We start from the raw sequence: 19,943 nt of genomic DNA, 5'->3' as shown, positions 1-19,943 counted from the left end.
GCGTAAGTTACGGTCCCGTAAGTTGGGTGCCGAACCGCCTCGACCTTCCCCCACATCGCTGAGGTAGCTATCGAATGACGACCACCGTCGAGACTCCCACCACCACCGAGGACGCCGCGCGCGGCCCCAAGCCGATGCTGGGCGCACCGCGCTCCACCACCGCGCACATCACCATCTGTGCCTTCGTGATCCTGCCGACCCTGGTGCTGATCGCGGCCGTGCCGCTGGCCTGGGGGTGGGGACTGGGCTGGGTGGACATCGGCCTCGCCGTGTTCTTCTACTACCTCTCCGGGCTCGGCGTGACGATCGGTTTCCACCGGCACTTCACGCACGGCTCGTTCAAGGCCAAACGCCCGTTGCGGATCGGCCTGGCCGTCGCCGGGATGATGGCGGTGCAGGGCTCGATCCTGCACTGGGTGGCCGACCACCGGCGGCACCACGCCTTCTCCGACAAGGAGGGCGACCCGCACTCGCCGTGGCTGCACGGCACCACGCCCTGGGGCCTGACCAAGGGCTTCTGGCACGCGCACATGGGCTGGACGCTCAACCGGGACAAGACCAACGCCGAGCGGTTCGCGCCCGATCTGCTCGCGGACAAGGACATCCGCGCGGTCGACCGGTTCTTCGGGCTGTTCACCCTGCTCACCTTCGTGCTGCCGGGCGTGCTGGGTGGCTTGATCACCTGGTCCTGGTGGGGCGCGCTGACCGCGTTCTTCTGGGCGGGCATCGTCCGGGTGGGCTTCCTGCACCACGTGACCTGGTCGACCAACTCGATCTGCCACCTGATCGGGGATCGGCCGTTCAAGTCCAAGGACAAGGCGGCGAACTTCTGGCCGTTGGCCATCCTGAGCTTCGGCGAGTCCTGGCACAACCTGCACCACGCTGACCCGACCTGCGCCCGGCACGGGGTGCGGAAGTGGCAGCTGGACACGTCGGCGCGGATCATCTGGATCTTCGAGAAGTTCGGGTGGGCCTACTCGGTGCGGTGGCCCACCGAGCAGCGGCTGGCGCGGATCACCGTGACGGAGCAGTGACATTGGCGCGCTCCGCGCGCGGGATTTTTCGCTCTTGAGTCGCCTCGTCGTGCATCCGCCGCACGCGAAGCAAGCTTCGGATGCGTCGGACGCACGACAAGGCGACGCGAAAAATCAAACCCACCGCGATGCCAAGAGCCCGGCGTGTCGCTGGCGCGCCACGCCTCTTGCGCAACAGGTTGGCCGGGGCCGTTCGGGGGCGGGCGTACCGGCAGTTTTGGGTCGGCGGCCCAGTTCACCAGTGGCGTGAACTGGGCCGCCGACGTCTTGTGGGCGGGAAAGCATCTAGGGTGGGAGTGATGGCAGCACGACGACGCGAGCGGGCGCAGACGGATGTCGCCGCAGCGCGCCCGCCAGCGCGTGTGCGCATGACCGGCAAGGAGCGGCGGCAACAGCTGCTCGAGGTCGGTAGGGCGTTGTTCGCCGAAAAGGGCTATGACGCGGCCAGCATCGAGGAGATCGCGCACCGGGCCGGGGTGTCCAAGCCGGTGGTGTACGAGCACTTCGGTGGCAAGGAAGGGCTCTACGCGGTGGTGGTGGACCGCGAGATGGACCTGCTGCTGGAAGGTGTCATCGGCGCGCTTTCCCAGGCCACGCACCCCCGTGAGCTGCTGGAACACGCCGCAACGGCGTTGCTGGACTACATCGAGGAGTCCACCGACGGGTTCCGCATCCTGGTCCGGGACTCGCCGGTGGCCAGTGCGACCGGCAGCTTCTCCAGCCTGCTCAACGACATCGCCAGCCAGGTCGAGCACATCCTCGGCCTGCACTTCTCCGCGCGCGGCTACGACCCCAAGCTGGCCGGGCTCTACGCCCAGGCGCTGGTCGGCATGGTCGCGCTCACCGGGCAGTGGTGGCTGGAGGTGCGCAAGCCCAAGAAGGAAGAGGTGGCCGCGCACCTGGTCAACCTGTCCTGGAAGGGTTTGTCACACCTGGATCCGGCGCCGAAGCTGACCATCTCTCGGTAACTTGACCGGGTGTTCGCGCCCCTGCGGTACCCCGCGTTCCGGCTGCTGACCGCAGGACGGGTGATCACTCAGCTGGGTGACTCGGTGGCCACCATCGCGCTGGCCTTCGCCGTGCTCGACCTCACCGGCTCGGTCGTCTCCCTGGGGCTGGTCGTGGGCCTGCGCTCGTTCATGTCCGTGCTCTCCCTGCTCTTCGGCGGCGTGGTCGCCGACCGGCTGCCCCGGCACCTGGTGCTGGTGGGCAGCAGCGCGGTGAGCGCGCTCAGCCAGGGCGCGCTGGCCTTCCTGGTGATCACCGCCTCGGCCACGGTGCCGATGGTGGCGGTGCTGGCCGCGGTCAACGGCGTGGCGGTGGCCTTCTCCTGGCCGGCCTCGGCCGCGATCACCCCGCAGACCGCGCCGGCGAAGTCCTGGCAGCAGGCCAACGCGCTGGTCCGGCTCGGCGTCAGCAGCAGCAAGATCGTCGGCGCTTCGGCTGGCGGGCTGCTGGTCGCGGTGGTCGGGCCGGGCTGGGGGCTGGCGCTGGACGCGCTGACCTTCGCGCTGGCCGGGCTGTGCTTCCTGCTGATCCGGGTGCCCAGCGCCGCGCCCGCCACCGAGCGCACCAGCATGGTCCGGGAGCTGGCCGAGGGCTGGCGGGAGTTCGTCTCCCGGCGCTGGGTGTGGGTGGTCGTGGTCGGGTTCATGTTCCTCAACGCGGCCGTGGTCGGCGTGCTCCAGGTGCTCGGCCCGGCGGTGGCCGACGCGACCATCGGCCGCTCGGCCTGGGGGCTGGTGCTGGCCGCGCAGACCGCGGGCATGGCGGTGGGCGCGGTGGTCGCGATGCGGTTGCGGGTGCGCAGGCTGCTGTTCGTCGGCTGCGCCTGCATGCTGCTGGACGTGGTGCTGCCGCTGACCCTGGCGATCAGCCCGCAGACCTGGACGCTGGTGATCATGGCCTTCCTGGCCGGGGTCGGGCTGGAGCAGTTCGGGGTGGCCTGGGAGACCTCCATGCAGCAGCACATCCCGGCCGACCGGCTGGCCAGGGTGTACTCCTACGACGCGATCGGCTCCTTCCTCGCGGTGCCCATCGGCGAGATCGCGATCGGACCGGCCGCACACGCCTTCGGGGTCACCGAGACGCTGTTCGCCGCGGCCGGGGTGATCGCGCTGGCCACGCTGTTCATGCTGGCCAGCCGCAGTGTGCGCGGGCTGCGCAACACCTCGCCCGCGCTCAGCGCCGGGTGATCCGCAGCAGCTTGTCCCCGGTGCCGTTGCTGGTGGTCACGTACAGCGCGCCGTCGGGGCCGCGCCGGGCCGCGCGCAGCCGGCCGTGCGTGTCGTCCAGCTCCTTGGGCGCGGCCACCGACTTGACCGCGCCCGCCTCGTCCAGGCTGAGCAGCAGCAGCTTGCTGCCCTTGAGCGTGGTCATGGCCAGCACGCCGTCCAGCTCGCCCCAGTCCGCGCCGCTGAGGAAGTCCGCCGCGCACACCGCCACGGTGCTCGCGCCCGAGCTCCACACCGCGGGCGCCGCGTCCGGGAACCGCTCCGTGTCGGTCATCGGCACGCTCTCGTCGTAGCTGGTCACCGTGCCGCCCTGGGACGGGTCCCAGCCGTAGTTCGCGCCCGCCTTGACCAGGTTGACCTCGTCGTCGCGGGTCGGCCCGTGCTCGGCGGCGAAGACCTGGTCCCCGCCCGGCCGCACCGCCAGGCCCTGCACGTTGCGGTGCCCGAAGCTGTAGATCAGCCGCTCCCTGGCGTTGCCCGCGGCGGCGAACGGGTTGCCCGGCGCGGGCGCGCCGTTGTTCAGGTCGATCCGCAGCACCTTGCCGCCCAGCCCCTGCCGGTCCTGCGCGGCCGCGGGCTGCGCCGCGTCGCCGGTGCCGACCAGCAGCGCGCCGTCGGGGGCCAGCTGGAGGCGGCAGCCGGAGTGCCGCCCGCTGCTGATCACCGGCAGCCCGGTGAGCAGCGGCTCGGGGTTCCTGGCAGCGCTGCGGCCGTCCGCGGCCAGCGTCCAGGTGACCAGGCGGACGTCCACCGCCCGGTCGCCCTGCTGGTGGGTCTGGCAGGTGGTGAACTTCCGCGAGGTGGCGAAGTCCGGGTGCACCACCAGGCCCATCAGCCCGCCCTCGCCGCGCACCAGCACGTCGGCGAAGTCGGCGCTGACCTCGGTGGCGGTGGCCCCCGGCTTGGACCCGGACAGCAGGGTGAGCCGTCCTGGCCGCTGGCTGACCAGCACCTGGCCACCGGGCAGGAAGCCGATCTCCCAGCCGTGTGTGAGCTTGTCGGTGACCACCTCCACCGCCAGGCCCGGCGCGGGCGAGGTGGACGGCGCCGTGCCGCCCACCCCGCCCGCGCAGCCCGCCGTGAGCAGGACCGCCACACCGATGACCGCGAGCCGCGAGTTCATGCGCCCCAGGGTGGGGCATCGGCTGTGGTCTCGACGTGAACGTCCGGATCGGCTCAGGCGTAGTAGTTGATGGTGGCGCGCAGCGCGGGGGTGCCACCCTCGCAGTGCTGCTCCACGGTCGCGGCCAGCGCCTTGACCGTGCCGTCCGGGTTGGTCACCAGTTCGGTGATCTCGAACGAGCCGCTGATCTTGTTGCAGCCGCGCCCGTTGCCGCCGATGTCGATGCCGGGGTGGCCGTCCTCGCGGAAGGCCGACCGCTGCGCGTCCAGGTACTTGCCCACCTTCAGCGACTCACCGCGCGGGGCCGCCAGCTCCACGTGCCAGCCGTCGCGCTGCCCGGAGACGCCCAGGCTCAGGCCGTTGGCCACGGTGCCGCCCATGGTGAACACCGTGGTGGAACCGGAGTAGGCCTTGGTCACGCCGCCGCCGATGTAGTCACCGGGGTCGCTGGCGAACTTGTAGCCCAGCGGGAACGCCTGGTACTTCACCTTGCCCTTGAGCGCCGGTGCGTCCGGGCCCTCGCAGTTCTGGGTGAAGCCGGCCTCCAGCACGCTGACCGCGCCGCTGCTGTCGGTCTCGATCTGGTCGATGGCGAACTGGCCCCAGACCTGGTTGCAGCCGCGGCCGGTGCCACCCACGTCCAGGCCGGGCGCGCGCCCGGTGCGGAACGGGGCGCGTTCGGCGTCGCGGTAGATCCCCGGCCGCAGCCGTTCGCCCTTGGGCGCGGCCAGCGTGACCGACCACCACTCGCGGCCGTCGGCGGAGTCCACCGACAGCGTCAGGTACTCGGCGTTGCCGGTGAACCGGAACTTGTCGGTCGGCGCCTGGTAGGAGCGGGTCTGGCCGCCGCCGACCCAGTCGCCGGACTGGCTGACGAACTCGTAGGAGGTGACCGCCGTGCGCTCGGCGGCCTTCGTCGGGGCGGCGAGCGCGGCGGTGGCGGTCAGCAGACCCGCGGCGGCCACCGCGACGGTCACCCCGACTCCGCGCAGCACGACCCGGCCCCATGGTGTGGCAGACATGTGTGCCCTTTCCCCAGTGTTCCCCCCGGCTTCTGCCGGACCGTCCGAAATTAGCGACGGAGTCTGACAAACCGGTAGGGCACAACGGATGGCGCGTGGCAGGCTGCTCCGGTGACACCCACGTTCGTGCTCGTGCACGGCTCCAACGCCAACTCCTTCAGCTGGTCGGCCGTGCAACGGGAACTCGCGCTGCGCGGGCACCGTTCGCTCGCCGTCGACCTGCCGGGACACGGCTTCCAGGCCGGGTTCCTCCCCGCGTACCAGGCCCCGCAGGACCTCGTCGGCTTCGCGGCCGCGCCCTCGCCGATGACCTCGGTGACGCTGGCGGACTACGTCGAGCACACCGTCGCGGTGGTGCGCAGGGCCGCCGAGCACGGGCCGGTGGTCCTGGTCGGGCACAGCCTCGGCGGGTTCACCCTGGGCGGCGTGGGCAACGCGGTGCCCGAGCTGCTGGACCGGATCGTCTACATCTCCGCCTGGTGCTGCACCCGGCCGGTGGCCGACTACCTGAGCGCCCCGGAGTACGCCGACAGCCTGGCCGCCGCGGTCGGGGAGAACGTGCTCGCGGCCGACCCGATGACGGCCGGGGTGATCCGGATGAACTGGCGCACCGCCGACCCCGAGGCGCTGGCCGCGGTGCAGGAGGCCATGTTCGCCGAGGGCACCCAGGCCGAGTTCCTGGCCGCGCTGAACACCCTGGACCCGGACGAGTCCCCGCACATCACCCAGGGCGACACCAGCCTGGACCCGGCGACCTGGGGCCGGGTGCCGCGCAGCTACCTCCGGCTGGCCGAGGACCGGCTGCACCCGCCCGCCTGGCAGGACCTGTTCATCGCCGACGCGGACGCGGCCAACCCGGCGCACCCCTTCGACGTGCACACCGCGAGCGGCAGCCACATCGGCTTCCTGTCCCGCCCGGACGAGGTGGTGGGCATCCTCGACTCGCTGGTCCGGCGGTGAAGGCCATCGGGCAGCACCTGCGGCGGCTGGGGCGGGCGCTCATCCGGCGGTGGTGGCGGATCCCGGTGCTGGCAGGCGTGGTCGTGATCGGCTACCTGCTCATCCCGGTCAGCTTCAACCTGGGCTTGTTCATCTCCGCCGGGATCGCGCCCGGCCTGGCCGAGTGGTGGGTCGCGGGCGACGAGCGCGCGGCCGACGTAGGCTGACCAACGAGACCCCTCCCCGGGGGCGCTGATCCCGGGCAGAGGTCTGTCTCGCGTTCGAACACCGAGGGGACCGCACTCCGCCATGACCACCTCCGCGCCGCTCGCCGGCCTGCTCACCGCCGCCACGACCTCCGAGGCCATGCGCAGGGTCGTCACCTCCGTCGGCGCCCACGACCTGGAGCTGGAGGGCCCATCCTCGGCCCGGCCGCTGGTGGTGGCCACCCTGGCCGCGCCGGCCCCGGTCGGCGCGGGCCGGATGGTGCTGGTGATCACCGCCACCGGCCGCGAGGCCGAGGAGCTGGGCCGCGCGCTCGGCGACCTGCTCGGCCAGGACACCGTGGCGGTCTTCCCGTCCTGGGAGACGCTGCCGCACGAACGGCTCTCCCCACGCGCGGACACCGTCGGCGGGCGGCTGTCCATCCTGCGCAGGCTGGCCCACCCCGAGGAGTTCGGGCCGCTGCGGGTGGTGGTGGCCACCGTGCGCAGCCTGATCCAGCCGATGGCCCCCGGCCTCGGCGAGCTGGAGCCGGTGCGGCTGCGGGTGGGCTCCGAGCACGACTTCGCCGAGCTGGTCGAGCGGTTCGTCCGGCTGGCCTACGTGCGGGTGGACATGGTGGAGAAGCGCGGCGAGTTCGCCGTGCGCGGCGGCATCCTGGACGTCTTCCCGCCCACCGCCGAACACCCGGTGCGGCTGGAGTTCTGGGGCGATGAGGTCACCGAGATCCGCGCCTTCGCCGTGGCCGACCAGCGCTCGCTGACCGACGCGGTGCCGGAGCTGTTCGCCCCGCCCTGCCGGGAGCTGCTGATCACCGAGCAGGTGCGCGCCCGCGCGGCCGGCCTGGTGCAGGAGCACACCGGCGACCCGCAGCTGGCCGAGATGCTGGAGAAGATCGCCAACGGCATCCCGTGCGAGGGCATGGAGGCGCTGCTGCCCGCGCTGCTGCCCGGCGAGCTGGAGCTGCTCACCGACGTGGTCCCGGTCGGCACGCACGTGCTGGTGGCCGACCCGGAGAAGGTGCGCACCCGCGCGCACGACCTGGTGCGCACCGGCCAGGAGTTCCTGGAGGCCTCCTGGATGGCCGCGGCCAGCGGCGGCAAGGCCCCGATCGACCTGGGCGCCTCGGCCTACCGCAGCCTGTCCGAGGTGGCCGAGCACGCCCGCGACACCGGCCGCCCGTGGTGGTCGCTGAGCCAGCTCACCACCGACGACGTGGACGGCGAGCGCCGCCCCATCCGGCTGGACATCCGGCAGGTGGAGGCATACCGCGGCGAGGTGGAGCGGGCCTTCGCCGACCTGCGCGCGCACGCCGCCAGCGGGGGAGCCGCGGTGCTCGTGGTGCCCGGCACCGGCACCGGCCAGCGCGCCTGCGAACAGCTCAGCGAGGCCGAGGTGCCCTGCCGCTGGGCCGAGCAGGGCCTGCCGGAGGCCCCGCCGCCCGGACTGGTCACCGTGGTCCGCGGCGCGCTGGAGGACGGCTTCGTGCTGACCGACCCCGCGCTGGTGGTGCTCACCGAGACCGACCTCACCGGCGGCCGCGGCGGCACCTCCACCAAGGACATGCGCCGGATGCCCTCCCGCCGCCGCAACGCCGTCGACCCGTTGGCGCTCAAGGCAGGCGACTTCGTGGTGCACGAGCAGCACGGCATCGGCAAGTACGTGGAGATGGTGCGGCGCACCGTGCAGGGCGCCACCCGCGAGTACCTGGTGCTGGAGTACGCCTCCAGCAAGCGCGGCCAGCCGGGCGACCGGCTGTTCGTGCCCACCGACCAGCTCGACGACGTCTCCCGCTACGTCGGCGGCGAGCTGCCCGCGCTGAACAAGCTCGGCGGCTCGGACTGGAAGGCGACCAAGGCCAAGGCGCGCAAGGCGGTCAAGCAGATCGCGGCCGAGCTGGTGCAGCTCTACGCGGCCCGGCAGTCCGCGCCCGGCCACGCCTTCGGCGAGGACACCCCGTGGCAGCGGGAGCTGGAGGACGCCTTCCCGTTCACCGAGACCCCCGACCAGATGGCGGCCATCGACGAGGTCAAGGCGGACATGCGGCGCGCGGTGCCGATGGACCGGGTGATCTGCGGCGACGTCGGCTACGGCAAGACCGAGATCGCGGTGCGCGCGGCGTTCAAGGCGGTGCAGGACGGCAAGCAGGTGGTGGTGCTGGTGCCCACCACGCTGCTCGGCCAGCAGCACCTGAACACCTTCACCGAGCGGATGCGCGCCTTCCCGGTCACGGTCAAGGGCATGTCCCGCTTCACCGACACGATGGAAGCGGAGAAGGTGCTGACCGGGCTGGCCGACGGCAGCGTGGACATCGTCATCGGCACCCACCGGCTGTTGCAGAAGAACGTGCGCTACAAGGACCTCGGCCTGGTCATCGTCGATGAGGAGCAGCGCTTCGGGGTCGAGCACAAGGAGCACATCAAGTCCCTGCGCACGCACGTGGACGTGCTCACCATGTCAGCCACCCCGATCCCGCGCACGCTGGAGATGAGCCTGGCCGGCATCCGCGAGATGTCCACCATCCTCACCCCGCCGGAGGAGCGGCACCCGGTGCTGACCTACGTGGGCGCGCACAACGACAAGCAGGTCGGCGCGGCCATCCGGCGCGAGCTGCTGCGCGACGGCCAGGTCTTCTACGTGCACAATCGGGTCAGCACCATCGAGAAGGCGGCGCGCAAGATCCGCGAGCTGGTGCCGGAGGCCAGGGTGGTCACCGCGCACGGGCAGATGAACGAGGACAAGCTGGAGAAGATCATCGAGGGCTTCTGGGAGAAGGAGTACGACGTCCTGGTCTGCACCACCATCGTGGAGACCGGCCTGGACATCTCCAACGCCAACACCCTCATCGTGGAGCGCGGCGACCTGCTCGGCCTGTCCCAGCTGCACCAGCTGCGCGGCCGGGTGGGCCGGGCCAGGGAACGCGGCTACGCCTACTTCCTCTACCCGCCGGAGTCCCCGCTCACCGAGCAGGCGCACGACCGGCTGGCCACCATCGCGCAGAACTCCGAGCTGGGCTCGGGCATGGCGGTGGCCATGAAGGACCTGGAGATCCGCGGCGCGGGCAACATCCTGGGCGCGGAGCAGTCCGGGCACATCGCCGGCGTCGGCTTCGACCTCTACGTGCGGCTGGTCGGCGAGGCGGTGGACGCCTTCCGCAAGCACGCCGGGGCGGGGGAGGGCGAGAGCGAGGAGGCCGAGCTGGCCGACGTGCGGATCGAGCTGCCGGTGGACGCGCACATCCCGCACGAGTACGTGCCGGGCGAGCGGCTGCGGCTGGAGGCATACCGCAAGATCGCCGCGGCGGCCAGCGGCGCCGACCTGGACGCGGTCCGCGAGGAGCTGACCGACCGCTACGGCCCGCTGCCCAAGGCGGTGGAGCACCTGCTGGCGGTCTCCACGCTGCGCCAGACCTGCCGCGAGCACGGGGTCACCGAGATCGCGTTGCAGGGCAGCCAGATCCGGTTCGCGCCGATGGAGCTGCGCGACTCGCAGACCATCCGGCTCAAGCGGCTCTACCCCAAGGCGCTGTACAAGCCGGCCACCCGTCAGGTGAACGTGCCCAGGCCGACCGAGGGACCGGCCGGTGGCCGGATGGGCGCGCCGCCGCTGCGCGACCGCGAGCTGCTGGACTGGTGCGCCCAGTTCCTGCACAGCCTCGTCGGGGCCACTCCAGGTACCCCCGTTGGGGCGGGAAGGGCCTGATGGGCAAGACTCGTACGCACCTGCGCCACCCGATCGTGAGAAGGTACGGAGCTGTGACGAAGGCCATGACTCGCACCCGCCTGGTCGCCGTGTCGATCACCGCGGGCCTGATCCTGACCGGCTGCGGCGGTCCCGCGAAGGCCGGCGCCGCGGCCATCATCGGGGACACCACCATCCCGGTCGAGGCGGTCCAGCAGCGGTTCGACGCCTGGCTCAAGGCCAACCCCGCCGCGGCCAAGCAGCAGCGCGAGGGCAACCAGATGGCCACCCTGGGCAGGCGCCAGGCCAGCATCGCGATCACCCGTGAGCTGATCCGGCAGGTCGCCGCCAAGGAGGGCGTGACCTACGCCGAGGACCAGAAGGAACAGGCGATCGAGCTGGCAGGCGGCCGCGAGCAGGTGGTGGCCAAGAGCCTGGACACGATGGACAACATCGACCAGGCCGTGCGCGCCCAGCTGCTCGCCGTGGGCATCGGGCGCAAGTTCGCCGACCACCTCGCGGTGGTGCTGGACTTCACCAACGCCGCCACCTACACCGAGGCGCAGGCCAAGGCCAAGGAGATGGCGCGCAGCGACGAGGCCGCGGCCGCGCTGGTGCGCAAGGACACCGCGGGCCAGCCGCCGAACCCGCAGACCGGGCAGAGCGCGGAGGCGGCCCGGCTGAACAAGCGGTTCACCTTCCAGACCATTCTCGAGCAGCAGAACCCGGCGGTGCTGCTGCCGCTGTTCACGGCCAAGCCCGGTGACGCGGTGGCGCTGTCGCTGAACTCCGGTGAGCAGACCGGCAACGGCCAGTGGCTGGTGGCCAGGGTCAAGTCCAGGACGGACCGCCCGGTCGCGGGCGCGCCCAGCCAGGGCGGCCTGGCCGAGCAGCTCAACCTGACCGGTCTGGAGGCGGTCGGCCAGATCGTCGTCTCGCACTACGCCAACGAGCTGGGCGTGCAGGTCAACCCGCGCTACGGCGAGTGGGCGGCCACCGAGACCGCGGTGGACAAGCGGGTCCGCGACCCGCGCATCCCCGGCAGCAGCTTCAGCGTGCGCAGGGGCGACTCGCAGCAGTGACCCCCGTTGCCCAGGACTGCGCCGTCGTCCTGCTCAGCGAGCGGCTCGGCGCGGTCTTACCGCTGGCCGCGGTGCCCGCGCTGCGCACCGCGGCCGAGGTCTACGCCGACCCGGCCGAGCTGGGCTTCCCGGCCCCGCCGCCGGTGGCGGACTTGTTGTCGGCGGCCGAGCGCGGGCCGGTGGTGCTGCTGACCCTGGACGCCGAGGGCCCGGCCGCGGCCGCGCTGGTGCGGGCCGGGGCCAAGCTGATCGGCACCCCGGAGCCGCGCGGCGCCGGACTGGTCGAGGCGGCCCAGGTGATGCACCGGCTGCGCTCGCCCGGCGGCTGCCCGTGGGACGCCGAGCAGACCCACGACTCGCTGCGGCAGTACCTGGTCGAGGAGACCTACGAGCTGCTGGAGGCGATCGAGGACGGCGACCGGGCGGCGCTGCGCGAGGAGCTGGGCGATGTGCTGCTCCAGGTGCTCTTCCACGCCAGGGTGGCCGAGGAGGACGCGGCGGACCCGTTCACCATCGACGAGGTGGCCACCGAGCTGGTGACCAAGCTCATCGGCCGCCACCCGCACGTCTTCGCCGAGGACGGCGACCCCGCGGTGCGGGACAGCCACACCCAGCAGCAGCGCTGGGAGGAGCTCAAGCAGGCCGAGAAGCGCAGGCAGTCCGCGGTGGACGGGGTCGCCCTCGGCCAGCCCGCGGTGTCCCTGGCCGCCAAGCTCGCTCAGCGCGCGGGTCGGGCGAGAGTGCCCGTCGACCTGCTGCCCTCCGGCGCGGACACCGGTTCCGGGCTGTTCGCGCTGGCCGCCAAGGCCAAGCTGGCCGGGGCCGACCCGGAGTCCGAGCTGCGCGCGGTGGCCCGCGGCTTCGCGGTCACCCTGCGCGCCGCCGAGGCCGCCGCCCGCGCCGCCGGGGTGGACCCGGCGACCCTGGACGCGGCGGGCTGGCACCAGTTCTGGCCCACCGAACAGCCCAGCGGCACAGCACACGCAGACAACGCACCCGACTGAACGGGCGACAAGGACTACCCCTGATCGGGTTAATCAAACCTAATTCGTGACCCGCCGTGGGGGCTGCTGCTGACCTTGCGCGCGTTCCCAGGCACACTGGGTGGCGATGAACCCCGACGGCCACACCCGTAACGAGCGACGCTGGGCCTTCCTGTTGCTCGGCGCCACGGGCACCGCCCTCGCCGTGCTCGGCGCGCTCGCGGTGCGCGGCGAGCTGGCCGCGCCGGTGGCGAAGCAGCCGCCGGTGGCCGAGCTCAAGCTGCCGTCCGCGCTGGCCCCGCCCGACGGCGGCGTGCAGCTGCCCGCGCTGGCCGCGTCCGCGCCCGGGGTGCGGCCGCAGGCGCAGCTGGCCGAGTGGGCCGCCGCGCACTCGATGAAGCTCAACGTGCCCAAGGCCGCGCTGGAGGCCTACGGCTACGCCGCCGCGGTCACCGCCGCTGAGCAGCCCGCCTGCCGGATCACCTGGACCGCGCTGGCCGGCATCGGGCAGGTGGAGTCCAACCACGGCCGGTTCAACGGCGCCAAACTGGACGCCTCCGCCCGCCCCACCACCGACATCCGCGGCATCCCGCTGGACGGGCGGCCAGGGGTGAAGGCGATCAAGGACACCGACGGCGGACAGCTGGACGGCGACACCGTGTGGGACCGCGCCATGGGCCCGCTCCAGTTCATCCCCACCACCTGGAAGGACTGGGGGATCGACGCGGACACCGACGGCCGCACCGACCCCGACGACCTGGACGACGCCGCCCTCTCCGCCGCCCGCTACCTGTGCGCCAGCGGCGGCGACCTGGGCACGCCGGAGGGCTGGTGGCGCGCGGTGACCACCTACAACGAGAGCCGCCGCTACGGCCAGGACGTGCTGGACCGGGCCGACCACTACGGCCGCAACAGCCGCAAGGCCTGATCGCGGCCCGCTGACCTGCGGAGACATCGGTCTTACCGGGCCGGTGCGGAGTGTGCGTAGCCTGGTCTGGTGGTCACCCCCGCTCCGCCGTCCGCGCCGACGCCCACTCCCGAGCCGCCATCGCGCCGTGGTGGGGTCGCGATCCGGCTGGTCATCGCCGGTGTGGTGATCGGGGTCGCGGGCGCGGGCGTGTGGTCGCTGACCCAGTTCCTGGAGCCGGACCGGACCCCGCGCCGGGTGGAGCCGCCGATCGTCGCGGTGCCGGTGGAACCCGGTTCCGCGGTGCCCGGCGAGGTGCTGCCGGAGCGCCAGCCGCCACCGGCCGCCCAGGGCGGTCAGGCCCCGGACCCGATCGGGGACTGGGCGGGCAAGGTCGGCGAGGCCATCGAGGTGCCGGCCCGCGCGTTGCGGGCCTACGCGGTGGCCGACCTGACCCTGCGCAAGGAGAAGCCGCGCTGCCGGATCACCTGGGCCACCATCGCCGCGATCGGCCGGATCGAGTCCAACCACAACCGCTACGGCGGCGCCACGCTGCAGGACGACGGCCGTCCGTCCAAGCCGATCATCGGCGTGCCGCTGGACGGCTCACCGGGCTTCAAGGCCATCCCGGACACCGACAAGGGCCAGCTCGACGGCGACACCCAGTGGGACCGGGCGGTCGGGCCGATGCAGTTCATCCCGGCCACCTGGAAGCGCTTCGCCGCTGACGCGGACGGGGACGGCAAGGCCGATCCGCAGGACATCGACGACGCCGCGGTGGCCGCGGGGCGCTACCTGTGCGCGAGCAACCGGGACCTGGGCACCGGCAAGGACTGGTGGGCGGCCACCTTCACCTACAACAACTCGGTGGAGTACGGCCAGAAGGTCTTCGGCCTGGCCGACCGGTACGCCCGCGGCAGCCTCGGCCAGCGCTGACCCCGAACCGGTGCCTCAGGTGCCGGTGTCCTTCTCCCGCAGCATGATCCGGGCCCGCACCTCGTTGACCGCCTCCAGGTAGTCCGGTGTCGGGTGCATGGCCGCGGCCATCCGCAGCTGGGTGATCGCCTCGGACAGCCTGCTCTGCCGTTGCAGGGTCCGGCCCAGCGCGAACCGGGCGTAGTGGTCGGTGGGGTCCAGCTCCAGCACCCGGCGGAAACCCCGCTCGGCCCTGGTCAGCTGGGCGGAGTGCAGGTAACACCTGGCGGCCAGCAGATGAACACTTGGCAGCTCCGGATCGGACTCCAGGACGGGCTCCAGCTGGCGCAGCGCGTCCAGCGGCCGGTTCGCGGCCAGGAGCGACTCCGCCCTGCGATAAGCCTCGAAGGTGCCCTCGGTCATAGTCACCCCACGGTACGTCTTCTCGCCCGATCGCGCGCCCGCCATCCGGGCCATGATCCACAGGAGTCAGGCGACCGCGCTGGTCACACCGGGGGCATCGGGTCGTACTGGATGTAGCGCCGCACCTCCCGGGCCACCTCCACCCCGGACAGCCGCGCCACCAGGTGCAACGCCAGGTCGATCCCGGCCGACACCCCGGCCGAGGTGATCACGTCGCCGGTGTCCACGAACCGCTCCTCCGGGCGCGGTTCGATGGTCGGGTCCAGCTCGGTCAGCTGCCCGACGCAGCTCCAGTGGCTGGTCGCGGGCCGCCCGGTGAGCAGCCCCGCCGCGGCGAAGCTCAGCGAGCCGCTGCACACGCTGGTCAGCAGCGGCACCCTGGCCCGCAGCGCGCGCAGCCAGTCCAGGTGCTCAGGGTCGGTGCGCAGCGCCCGCGCGCCGCGACCACCGGGGTAGAGCAGCACGTCCAGCTCGGGACCGGCCAGCGAGTCCCGGTCGGCCAGCACCCGCAAACCCTTGGCGCAGCGCACTCCCGCGCCGCCCGGCGACATGGTGAAGACCTCCACCTGGTCCTCCGGATGCCGCTCCGCCCAGGAGGCCAGCACCTCCCACGGACCGACCGCGTCCAGCTCCTCCACGCCGTCGAAGAGCAAAATCCCGATTTTTGTCCTCACAACCGTCATCCTGGCCGAAGGGGCGGTGCCGGGCTCCGGCTAGGCTCGGCGGTGGTCAAGTCCCAGGCTGGGTGATTAAGGAGAGCGCACGTGGCGGTCATCGAACAGGTAGGCGCCCGCGAGATCCTGGACTCTCGCGGCAACCCCACCGTCGAGGTCGAGGTCGCACTGGACGACGGCACGCTGGCCCGCGCGGCCGTGCCCTCTGGCGCGTCCACGGGCGAGCACGAGGCGGTCGAGCTGCGTGACGGCGACAGCAACCGGTACCTCGGCAAGGGTGTCGAGAAGGCCGTGACCGCGGTGCTCGACGAGATCGGCCCCGAGCTGGTCGGCATCGAGGCCGTGGAGCAGCGGGTGGTGGACCAGAAGCTGGTCGACCTGGACGGCACCCCGGACAAGTCCCGGCTCGGCGCGAACGCCATCCTCGGTGTCTCGCTCGCGGTGGCCAAGGCCGCCGCCGAGTCCAGCGGGCTGGAGCTGTTCCGCTACGTCGGCGGCCCGAACGCGCACGTGCTGCCGGTGCCGATGATGAACATCATCAACGGTGGCGCGCACGCCGACAGCGATGTCGACGTGCAGGAGTTCATGATCGCGCCGATCGGCGCGGAGAGCTTCCGGGAGGCGCTGCGCTGGGGCGTGGAGGTCTACCACGCGCTCAAGTCGGTGCTCAAGGCCAAGGGCCTGGCCACCGGCCTCGGCGACGAGGGCGGCTTCGCGCCGAACCTGCCGAGCAACCGGGACGCGCTGGACCTGATCGCGGTGGCGATCGAGAAGGCCGGGTTCCGCCTCGGCCGTGACTTCGGTCTGGCCATGGACGTGGCCGCGACCGAGTTCTACAAGGACGGCGCGTACCACTTCGAGAAGAACAAGCGCAGCGCCGAGCAGATGACCGGGTACTACACCGAGCTGCTCAACAACTACCCGCTGATCTCCCTGGAAGACCCGCTGTCGGAGGACGACTGGGACGGCTGGGTGCAGCTGACCAAGGAGATCGGCGACCGGGTGCAGATCGTCGGCGACGACCTGTTCGTGACCAACCAGGAGCGCCTGGAGGAGGGCATCGCCCGCCGCGCGGCGAACGCGGTGCTGGTGAAGGTCAACCAGATCGGCACCCTGTCCGAGACGCTGGACACGATCAGCCTGGCGCAGTCCTGCGGCTACCGCAGCATGATGAGCCACCGCTCCGGCGAGACCGAGGACACCACCATCGCCGACCTCGCGGTGGCGGCCAACTGCGGTCAGATCAAGACCGGCGCGCCGGCCCGCAGCGAGCGGGTGGCCAAGTACAACCAGCTGCTGCGGATCGAGGAGACCCTCGGCGACGCGGCACGCTACGCGGGCGAGCTGGCGTTCCCGCGCTTCACCCCGGACAGCCAGGGCTGAGCCCGGTGGCGGGGCGCGAGCACGACAGGGAGCGGCGGCGCAGGCGGACGGAGAACTCCTCCGCCTCCTCGGCGCGACGGCCGGAGCGCGCCCGCCGCAAGTGGCAACGGCAGGACCGGACCGGCGCCGCGGCGGCCTCCTCCACCGAGGAGGTCCGCCCGGCCCGGGACCGGACGGCCAGGGAGCGCAGCGAGACCACCCGCCGGGGCTCTCCCGGCGGCCGGTCGCGCAGGCCGACCGCGGGGCCGGGCGGCGCGTTCAAGCTGTCCTCCACCCGGCGGGCGGCGCTGCTGGCGATCATCGCGTGTGCGCTGACGCTGTCCATCGCGGTGCCGCTGCGCAACTACTGGAGCCAGAAGTCGGAGATGCAGGCCGAGATCGAGAAGGTCAAGCAGCTCAACGAGCAGGCCAAACAGCTCGAGGAGCGCAAGACCCAGCTCTCCGACCCGACCCAGATCGAAGCCGAGGCCAGGCGCAGGCTGCGCTACGTGCGGCCCGGCGAGACGCCTTATGTCGTGCAGCTGCCGCAGCCGGCCACCCCGGCCGCGCCCGAGGAGTCGGAGCAGCGCAAGAGCGACAAACCGTGGTACGACCAACTGTGGGAATCGATCACCGGGAGTGGTTCGTGAGTGAGCAGGAACCGCGCCTGGGGCTGGACGTCCCGCCGGTGCGGGAGGAGCTGACCGAGGCCGACCGCGCGGCGGTGACCGCGCAGCTGGGCCGGTCGCCGCGAGGTGTGCGGGCGGTGGCGTACCGCTGTCCGTGTGGTAACCCGGCGGTGCTCCAGACGAACCCCCGGTTGGACGACGGCACCCCGTTCCCCACCATGTACTACTCGACCTGCCCCAGGGTGAACTCGATGTTGGGCACCCAGGAGGCCTCCGGTCTGATGAAGGAGATGACCGACCGCCTGGAAGCCGACCAGGGCCTTGCTGACCAGTACCTGAAGGCGCACGAGAGCTATCTCGCCGAGCGTGACTCGATCGAGTCGCTGGGCACGAAGGTCACCGCGGGCGGCATGCCGGACCGGGTCAAGTGCTTGCACGTACAAGTTGCACATGCACTTGCCTGTGGGCGGGGAGTGAACCCGTTCGGTGATGAATCGGCCGATCGGCTGGGCGACTGGTGGCGCTCCGGTAGCTGCGTGTAGCCCACGCTCGGCTCTCTGGGGAACTTCCCGCCCGCGGCTACCCCGGTCGAGTCGATACACTCGCATCTCCCGTGCCCGGCACGTGGGTCTGACCAGGTCACCGCCCTGCAACGAGGGTGGATCGCGAGCGGGAGGGCAGCCACCATGGGTAGTGTCCCCGCGCTTCCGCACAGCAGGCCCTTGACGCGGCTGGACCTGGAGGCGATGCCTCATGACGGTCATCGCTACGAGTTGGTGGACGGGGTGCTCACCGTGAGCCCGTCACCCCGCCCACTCCATCAGCGCGCCATCCTGCGGTTGATCATGGCGCTGGAGCCGCACTGCCCGGAGGAGCTGGAGGTCCTGCCCGCGCCGGTGGACGTGGTGCTGGCCGAGGACACCGTGCTCATCCCGGACGTGGTGATCGCCCGGGTCCAGGACTGGACCGAGCGCGGGCTGTTCGGCCCGCCGGTGCTCGCGGTCGAGGTTTTCTCGCCCAGCACCAGGCGATTCGACCTCGAGCTGAAACGAGCGCGTATGCAGGCGGCCGGATGTCCGAACTATTGGGTGGTCGATCCGGACGAACCGGCCTTGCGTTGCTGGCATTTGCGTGATGGGCGCTATGCGGAGGTCGCATTCGCCCGCGGCGAGGAGACGGTCACCCTGCGCGAGCCCTTCACCGTCACCCTGTCGCCCGCGGATCTCGTCTCGCTCCGCCGCCGATAAGCGCGGGTGATGACCCGGTTGTATTCAGTTGGACGGTTCCGGTCGTGTTACGTGACATTCCTGGTACCGCGTCGTTGTGCTCAGTACGGTGAGAGCCGGTGACACGGCTTCGCTGATCAGGCAGGCTGGCGGCGGTAACACTGGGGGGCACGGCCGTCGTCCGGCCGCGGATGTGAGGAGAGGTTGTACGTGGGTGCTCCGAACGGGCCTGGCTTCGTGGCGGCGACGACACGGAAACGGCGCAAGGGTCGGAGACTGCTCGCCGCGGCGACCGTCGGCGCGGCCATGGTCACCCCAGGGCTGCTGGCCGGTGGCGGCGGCCTCGGCTTCCTCCCGGTCGCCGACGTCAGCGGCATCCAGGCGCCCGGCGCGAGCAACATCCTGGCGCTGCTGCAGAACAACGACAACATCGCGGTCAACGGCGCGCTGCCCAGCGCGGACTCGGTCAGCCCCGAGCTGATCGCGGCCCTGCGCGACCCGGCCGCGCCACTGCCCTCGGACCTCTCCGACCCCGGCACCAGCCCCACCACCGGCAACGACATCCCCGGCACCGTGCTGCAGGCATACCAGCGGGCCGCGCAGACCCTGGCGGTCACCAAGTCCGGCTGCCACCTGCACTGGTCGCTGCTGGCCGGCATCGGCAAGATCGAGACCAACCACGCCCGGATCTTCGGCGCGCACCTGGACGCCAGCGGCAACGCGATCCCGCGCATCCTGGGCCCGCAGCTCTCCGGCGGCCCCGGCTTCGCCGCGATCAGGGACACCGATGGCGGCGCGCTGGACGGCGACACCGCCTGGGACCGCGCGGTCGGCCCGATGCAGTTCATCCCGGGCACCTGGCGGGGGTACGCCGCGGACGGCAACGGCGACGGCAGGTTCGACCCGAACAACGTCTACGACGCCGCCCTTGGCGCGGGCAACTACCTGTGCTCCGGCGGCCTCGACCTGGCCGTGCCCGCCCAGCTGGCCGCCGCGGTCTTCCGCTACAACCACTCCAACGCCTACGTGACCAAGGTGCTGTCCTGGATGGAGCGCTACGCCAGCGGCGTGGACGTGACCTCGGACGACCCGGTGGTGCCCACCGATCCCAGCCTGACCCAGCCGCCGCCGCAGGCCGGGGTGAACCCGCCGCCGAACAACCCGCCGCCGGACCCGGGCACCACGACCACCACGACGACGACCAGCTCGTCCTCCTCCGGCACCACCACGACGACGACCACCACCACGACCACCACGACGACGACCACGACGACCACCACCACGACGACGACCACGACCACCACCACGTCGAAGACGCCGACCTGCACCACGACCACCACCACGACCACGCCGACCGGCACCCCCATCTCGAGCGCCACCACGACCACGCCCGGCGCGTGCGTCTCGCCGACCCCGGTCGCCTCCGGCGAGCCGGAGAAGGCGCCGGCGGTGGCCAAGACGGACGCGGTCGCGCCGCCGAAGTAGGG

General features: G+C 72.0%; 19 protein-coding genes. 15 read left to right on the top strand and 4 right to left on the bottom strand.

The genetic code is table 11. The features are described 5' to 3' along the window. The first annotated feature begins 74 nt into the window (after window positions 1–74). From N8J89_RS37555 to N8J89_RS37545, 3 genes are all read left to right on the top strand, one after another. Window positions 75–1,034, top strand: a complete 960-nt coding sequence (locus N8J89_RS37555; RefSeq protein ID WP_283661667.1) for an acyl-CoA desaturase — start codon at window positions 75–77, stop codon at window positions 1,032–1,034. Between the two features lie 368 nt (window positions 1,035–1,402). Beyond that, the gene (locus N8J89_RS37550) at window positions 1,403–2,002 is read left to right on the top strand and encodes a TetR/AcrR family transcriptional regulator (RefSeq protein WP_252481303.1); all 600 of its coding nucleotides are present in this window, start codon (window positions 1,403–1,405) and stop codon (window positions 2,000–2,002) included. Between the two features lie 9 nt (window positions 2,003–2,011). Then, window positions 2,012–3,229, top strand: a complete 1,218-nt coding sequence (locus tag N8J89_RS37545; RefSeq protein WP_283661666.1) for an MFS transporter — start codon at window positions 2,012–2,014, stop codon at window positions 3,227–3,229. Here the strand turns inward: N8J89_RS37545 and N8J89_RS37540 are convergent. Both N8J89_RS37540 and N8J89_RS37535 read right to left on the bottom strand, forming a co-directional pair. Further along, on the bottom strand, window positions 3,216–4,391 hold the full coding sequence (locus tag N8J89_RS37540) for a PQQ-dependent sugar dehydrogenase (RefSeq protein WP_283661665.1): 1,176 nt from the start codon (window positions 4,389–4,391) through the stop codon (window positions 3,216–3,218). The two genes, N8J89_RS37545 and N8J89_RS37540, sit on opposite strands and share 14 nt — an antisense overlap. Before the next feature lie 53 nt (window positions 4,392–4,444). Then, window positions 4,445–5,413 (bottom strand): hypothetical protein, encoded by a 969-nt coding sequence (locus N8J89_RS37535; protein WP_283661664.1) that lies wholly within the window; start codon window positions 5,411–5,413, stop codon window positions 4,445–4,447. Between the two features lie 111 nt (window positions 5,414–5,524). Between N8J89_RS37535 and N8J89_RS37530 the strand changes: the two genes are divergently transcribed. From N8J89_RS37530 to N8J89_RS37500, 7 genes are all read left to right on the top strand, one after another. Continuing rightward, a complete protein-coding gene (locus N8J89_RS37530) occupies window positions 5,525–6,373 on the top strand; it encodes an alpha/beta hydrolase (protein ID WP_283661663.1) in 849 nt (282 codons plus the stop codon). After that, complete coding sequence (locus N8J89_RS37525) at window positions 6,370–6,579, top strand: hypothetical protein (protein WP_283661662.1); 210 nt, start codon at window positions 6,370–6,372, stop codon at window positions 6,577–6,579. The genes N8J89_RS37530 and N8J89_RS37525 overlap by 4 nt, the downstream gene beginning before the upstream one ends. 82 nt (window positions 6,580–6,661) lie before the next feature. Continuing rightward, window positions 6,662–10,276, top strand: coding sequence for a transcription-repair coupling factor (gene mfd, locus N8J89_RS37520; RefSeq protein ID WP_283661661.1), 3,615 nt, complete (start codon window positions 6,662–6,664; stop codon window positions 10,274–10,276). Between the two features lie 65 nt (window positions 10,277–10,341). After that, complete coding sequence (locus N8J89_RS37515; protein ID WP_283661660.1) at window positions 10,342–11,337, top strand: hypothetical protein; 996 nt, start codon at window positions 10,342–10,344, stop codon at window positions 11,335–11,337. After that, window positions 11,334–12,341: a nucleoside triphosphate pyrophosphohydrolase gene (locus tag N8J89_RS37510; protein WP_283661659.1), complete on the top strand. Its 1,008-nt coding sequence runs from the start codon at window positions 11,334–11,336 to the stop codon at window positions 12,339–12,341. The genes N8J89_RS37515 and N8J89_RS37510 overlap by 4 nt, the downstream gene beginning before the upstream one ends. 106 nt (window positions 12,342–12,447) lie before the next feature. Beyond that, window positions 12,448–13,248 (top strand): lytic murein transglycosylase, encoded by an 801-nt coding sequence (locus tag N8J89_RS37505; protein ID WP_283661658.1) that lies wholly within the window; start codon window positions 12,448–12,450, stop codon window positions 13,246–13,248. 69 nt (window positions 13,249–13,317) lie between these two features. Next, window positions 13,318–14,163 (top strand): lytic transglycosylase domain-containing protein, encoded by an 846-nt coding sequence (locus N8J89_RS37500; RefSeq protein WP_283661657.1) that lies wholly within the window; start codon window positions 13,318–13,320, stop codon window positions 14,161–14,163. 15 nt (window positions 14,164–14,178) lie between these two features. On the opposite strand, the gene N8J89_RS37495 is transcribed toward N8J89_RS37500, so the two are convergent. Both N8J89_RS37495 and N8J89_RS37490 read right to left on the bottom strand, forming a co-directional pair. After that, on the bottom strand, window positions 14,179–14,565 hold the full coding sequence (locus N8J89_RS37495) for a tetratricopeptide repeat protein (protein ID WP_252481241.1): 387 nt from the start codon (window positions 14,563–14,565) through the stop codon (window positions 14,179–14,181). A gap of 83 nt (window positions 14,566–14,648) precedes the next feature. Further along, window positions 14,649–15,248: a DJ-1/PfpI family protein gene (locus tag N8J89_RS37490; RefSeq protein ID WP_502868380.1), complete on the bottom strand. Its 600-nt coding sequence runs from the start codon at window positions 15,246–15,248 to the stop codon at window positions 14,649–14,651. Between the two features lie 81 nt (window positions 15,249–15,329). Between N8J89_RS37490 and eno the strand changes: the two genes are divergently transcribed. The 5 genes from eno (at window position 15,330) to N8J89_RS37465 (ending at window position 19,941) form a co-directional block, all read left to right on the top strand. Next, entirely contained in the window at window positions 15,330–16,622 is a 1,293-nt protein-coding gene (gene eno / locus N8J89_RS37485; RefSeq protein WP_252481240.1) for a phosphopyruvate hydratase, read from the top strand. Between the two features lie 5 nt (window positions 16,623–16,627). Beyond that, complete coding sequence (locus N8J89_RS37480) at window positions 16,628–17,251, top strand: FtsB family cell division protein (protein WP_283661655.1); 624 nt, start codon at window positions 16,628–16,630, stop codon at window positions 17,249–17,251. Further along, window positions 17,248–17,772, top strand: a complete 525-nt coding sequence (locus N8J89_RS37475; protein ID WP_283661654.1) for a DUF501 domain-containing protein — start codon at window positions 17,248–17,250, stop codon at window positions 17,770–17,772. The genes N8J89_RS37480 and N8J89_RS37475 overlap by 4 nt, the downstream gene beginning before the upstream one ends. 180 nt (window positions 17,773–17,952) lie before the next feature. Beyond that, on the top strand, window positions 17,953–18,477 hold the full coding sequence (locus N8J89_RS37470; protein ID WP_349497427.1) for a Uma2 family endonuclease: 525 nt from the start codon (window positions 17,953–17,955) through the stop codon (window positions 18,475–18,477). 216 nt (window positions 18,478–18,693) lie between these two features. Then, a complete protein-coding gene (locus N8J89_RS37465; protein ID WP_283661653.1) occupies window positions 18,694–19,941 on the top strand; it encodes a lytic transglycosylase domain-containing protein in 1,248 nt (415 codons plus the stop codon). Window positions 19,942–19,943: the final 2 nt, after the last annotated feature.

It is taken from the genome of Crossiella sp. CA-258035, assembly GCF_030064675.1.
Taxonomy (GTDB): Bacteria; Actinomycetota; Actinomycetes; order Mycobacteriales; family Pseudonocardiaceae; genus Crossiella.
The sequence above is the reverse complement of the archived record's forward strand: the minus strand, read 5'-3'. Positions and strand labels throughout refer to the sequence as shown.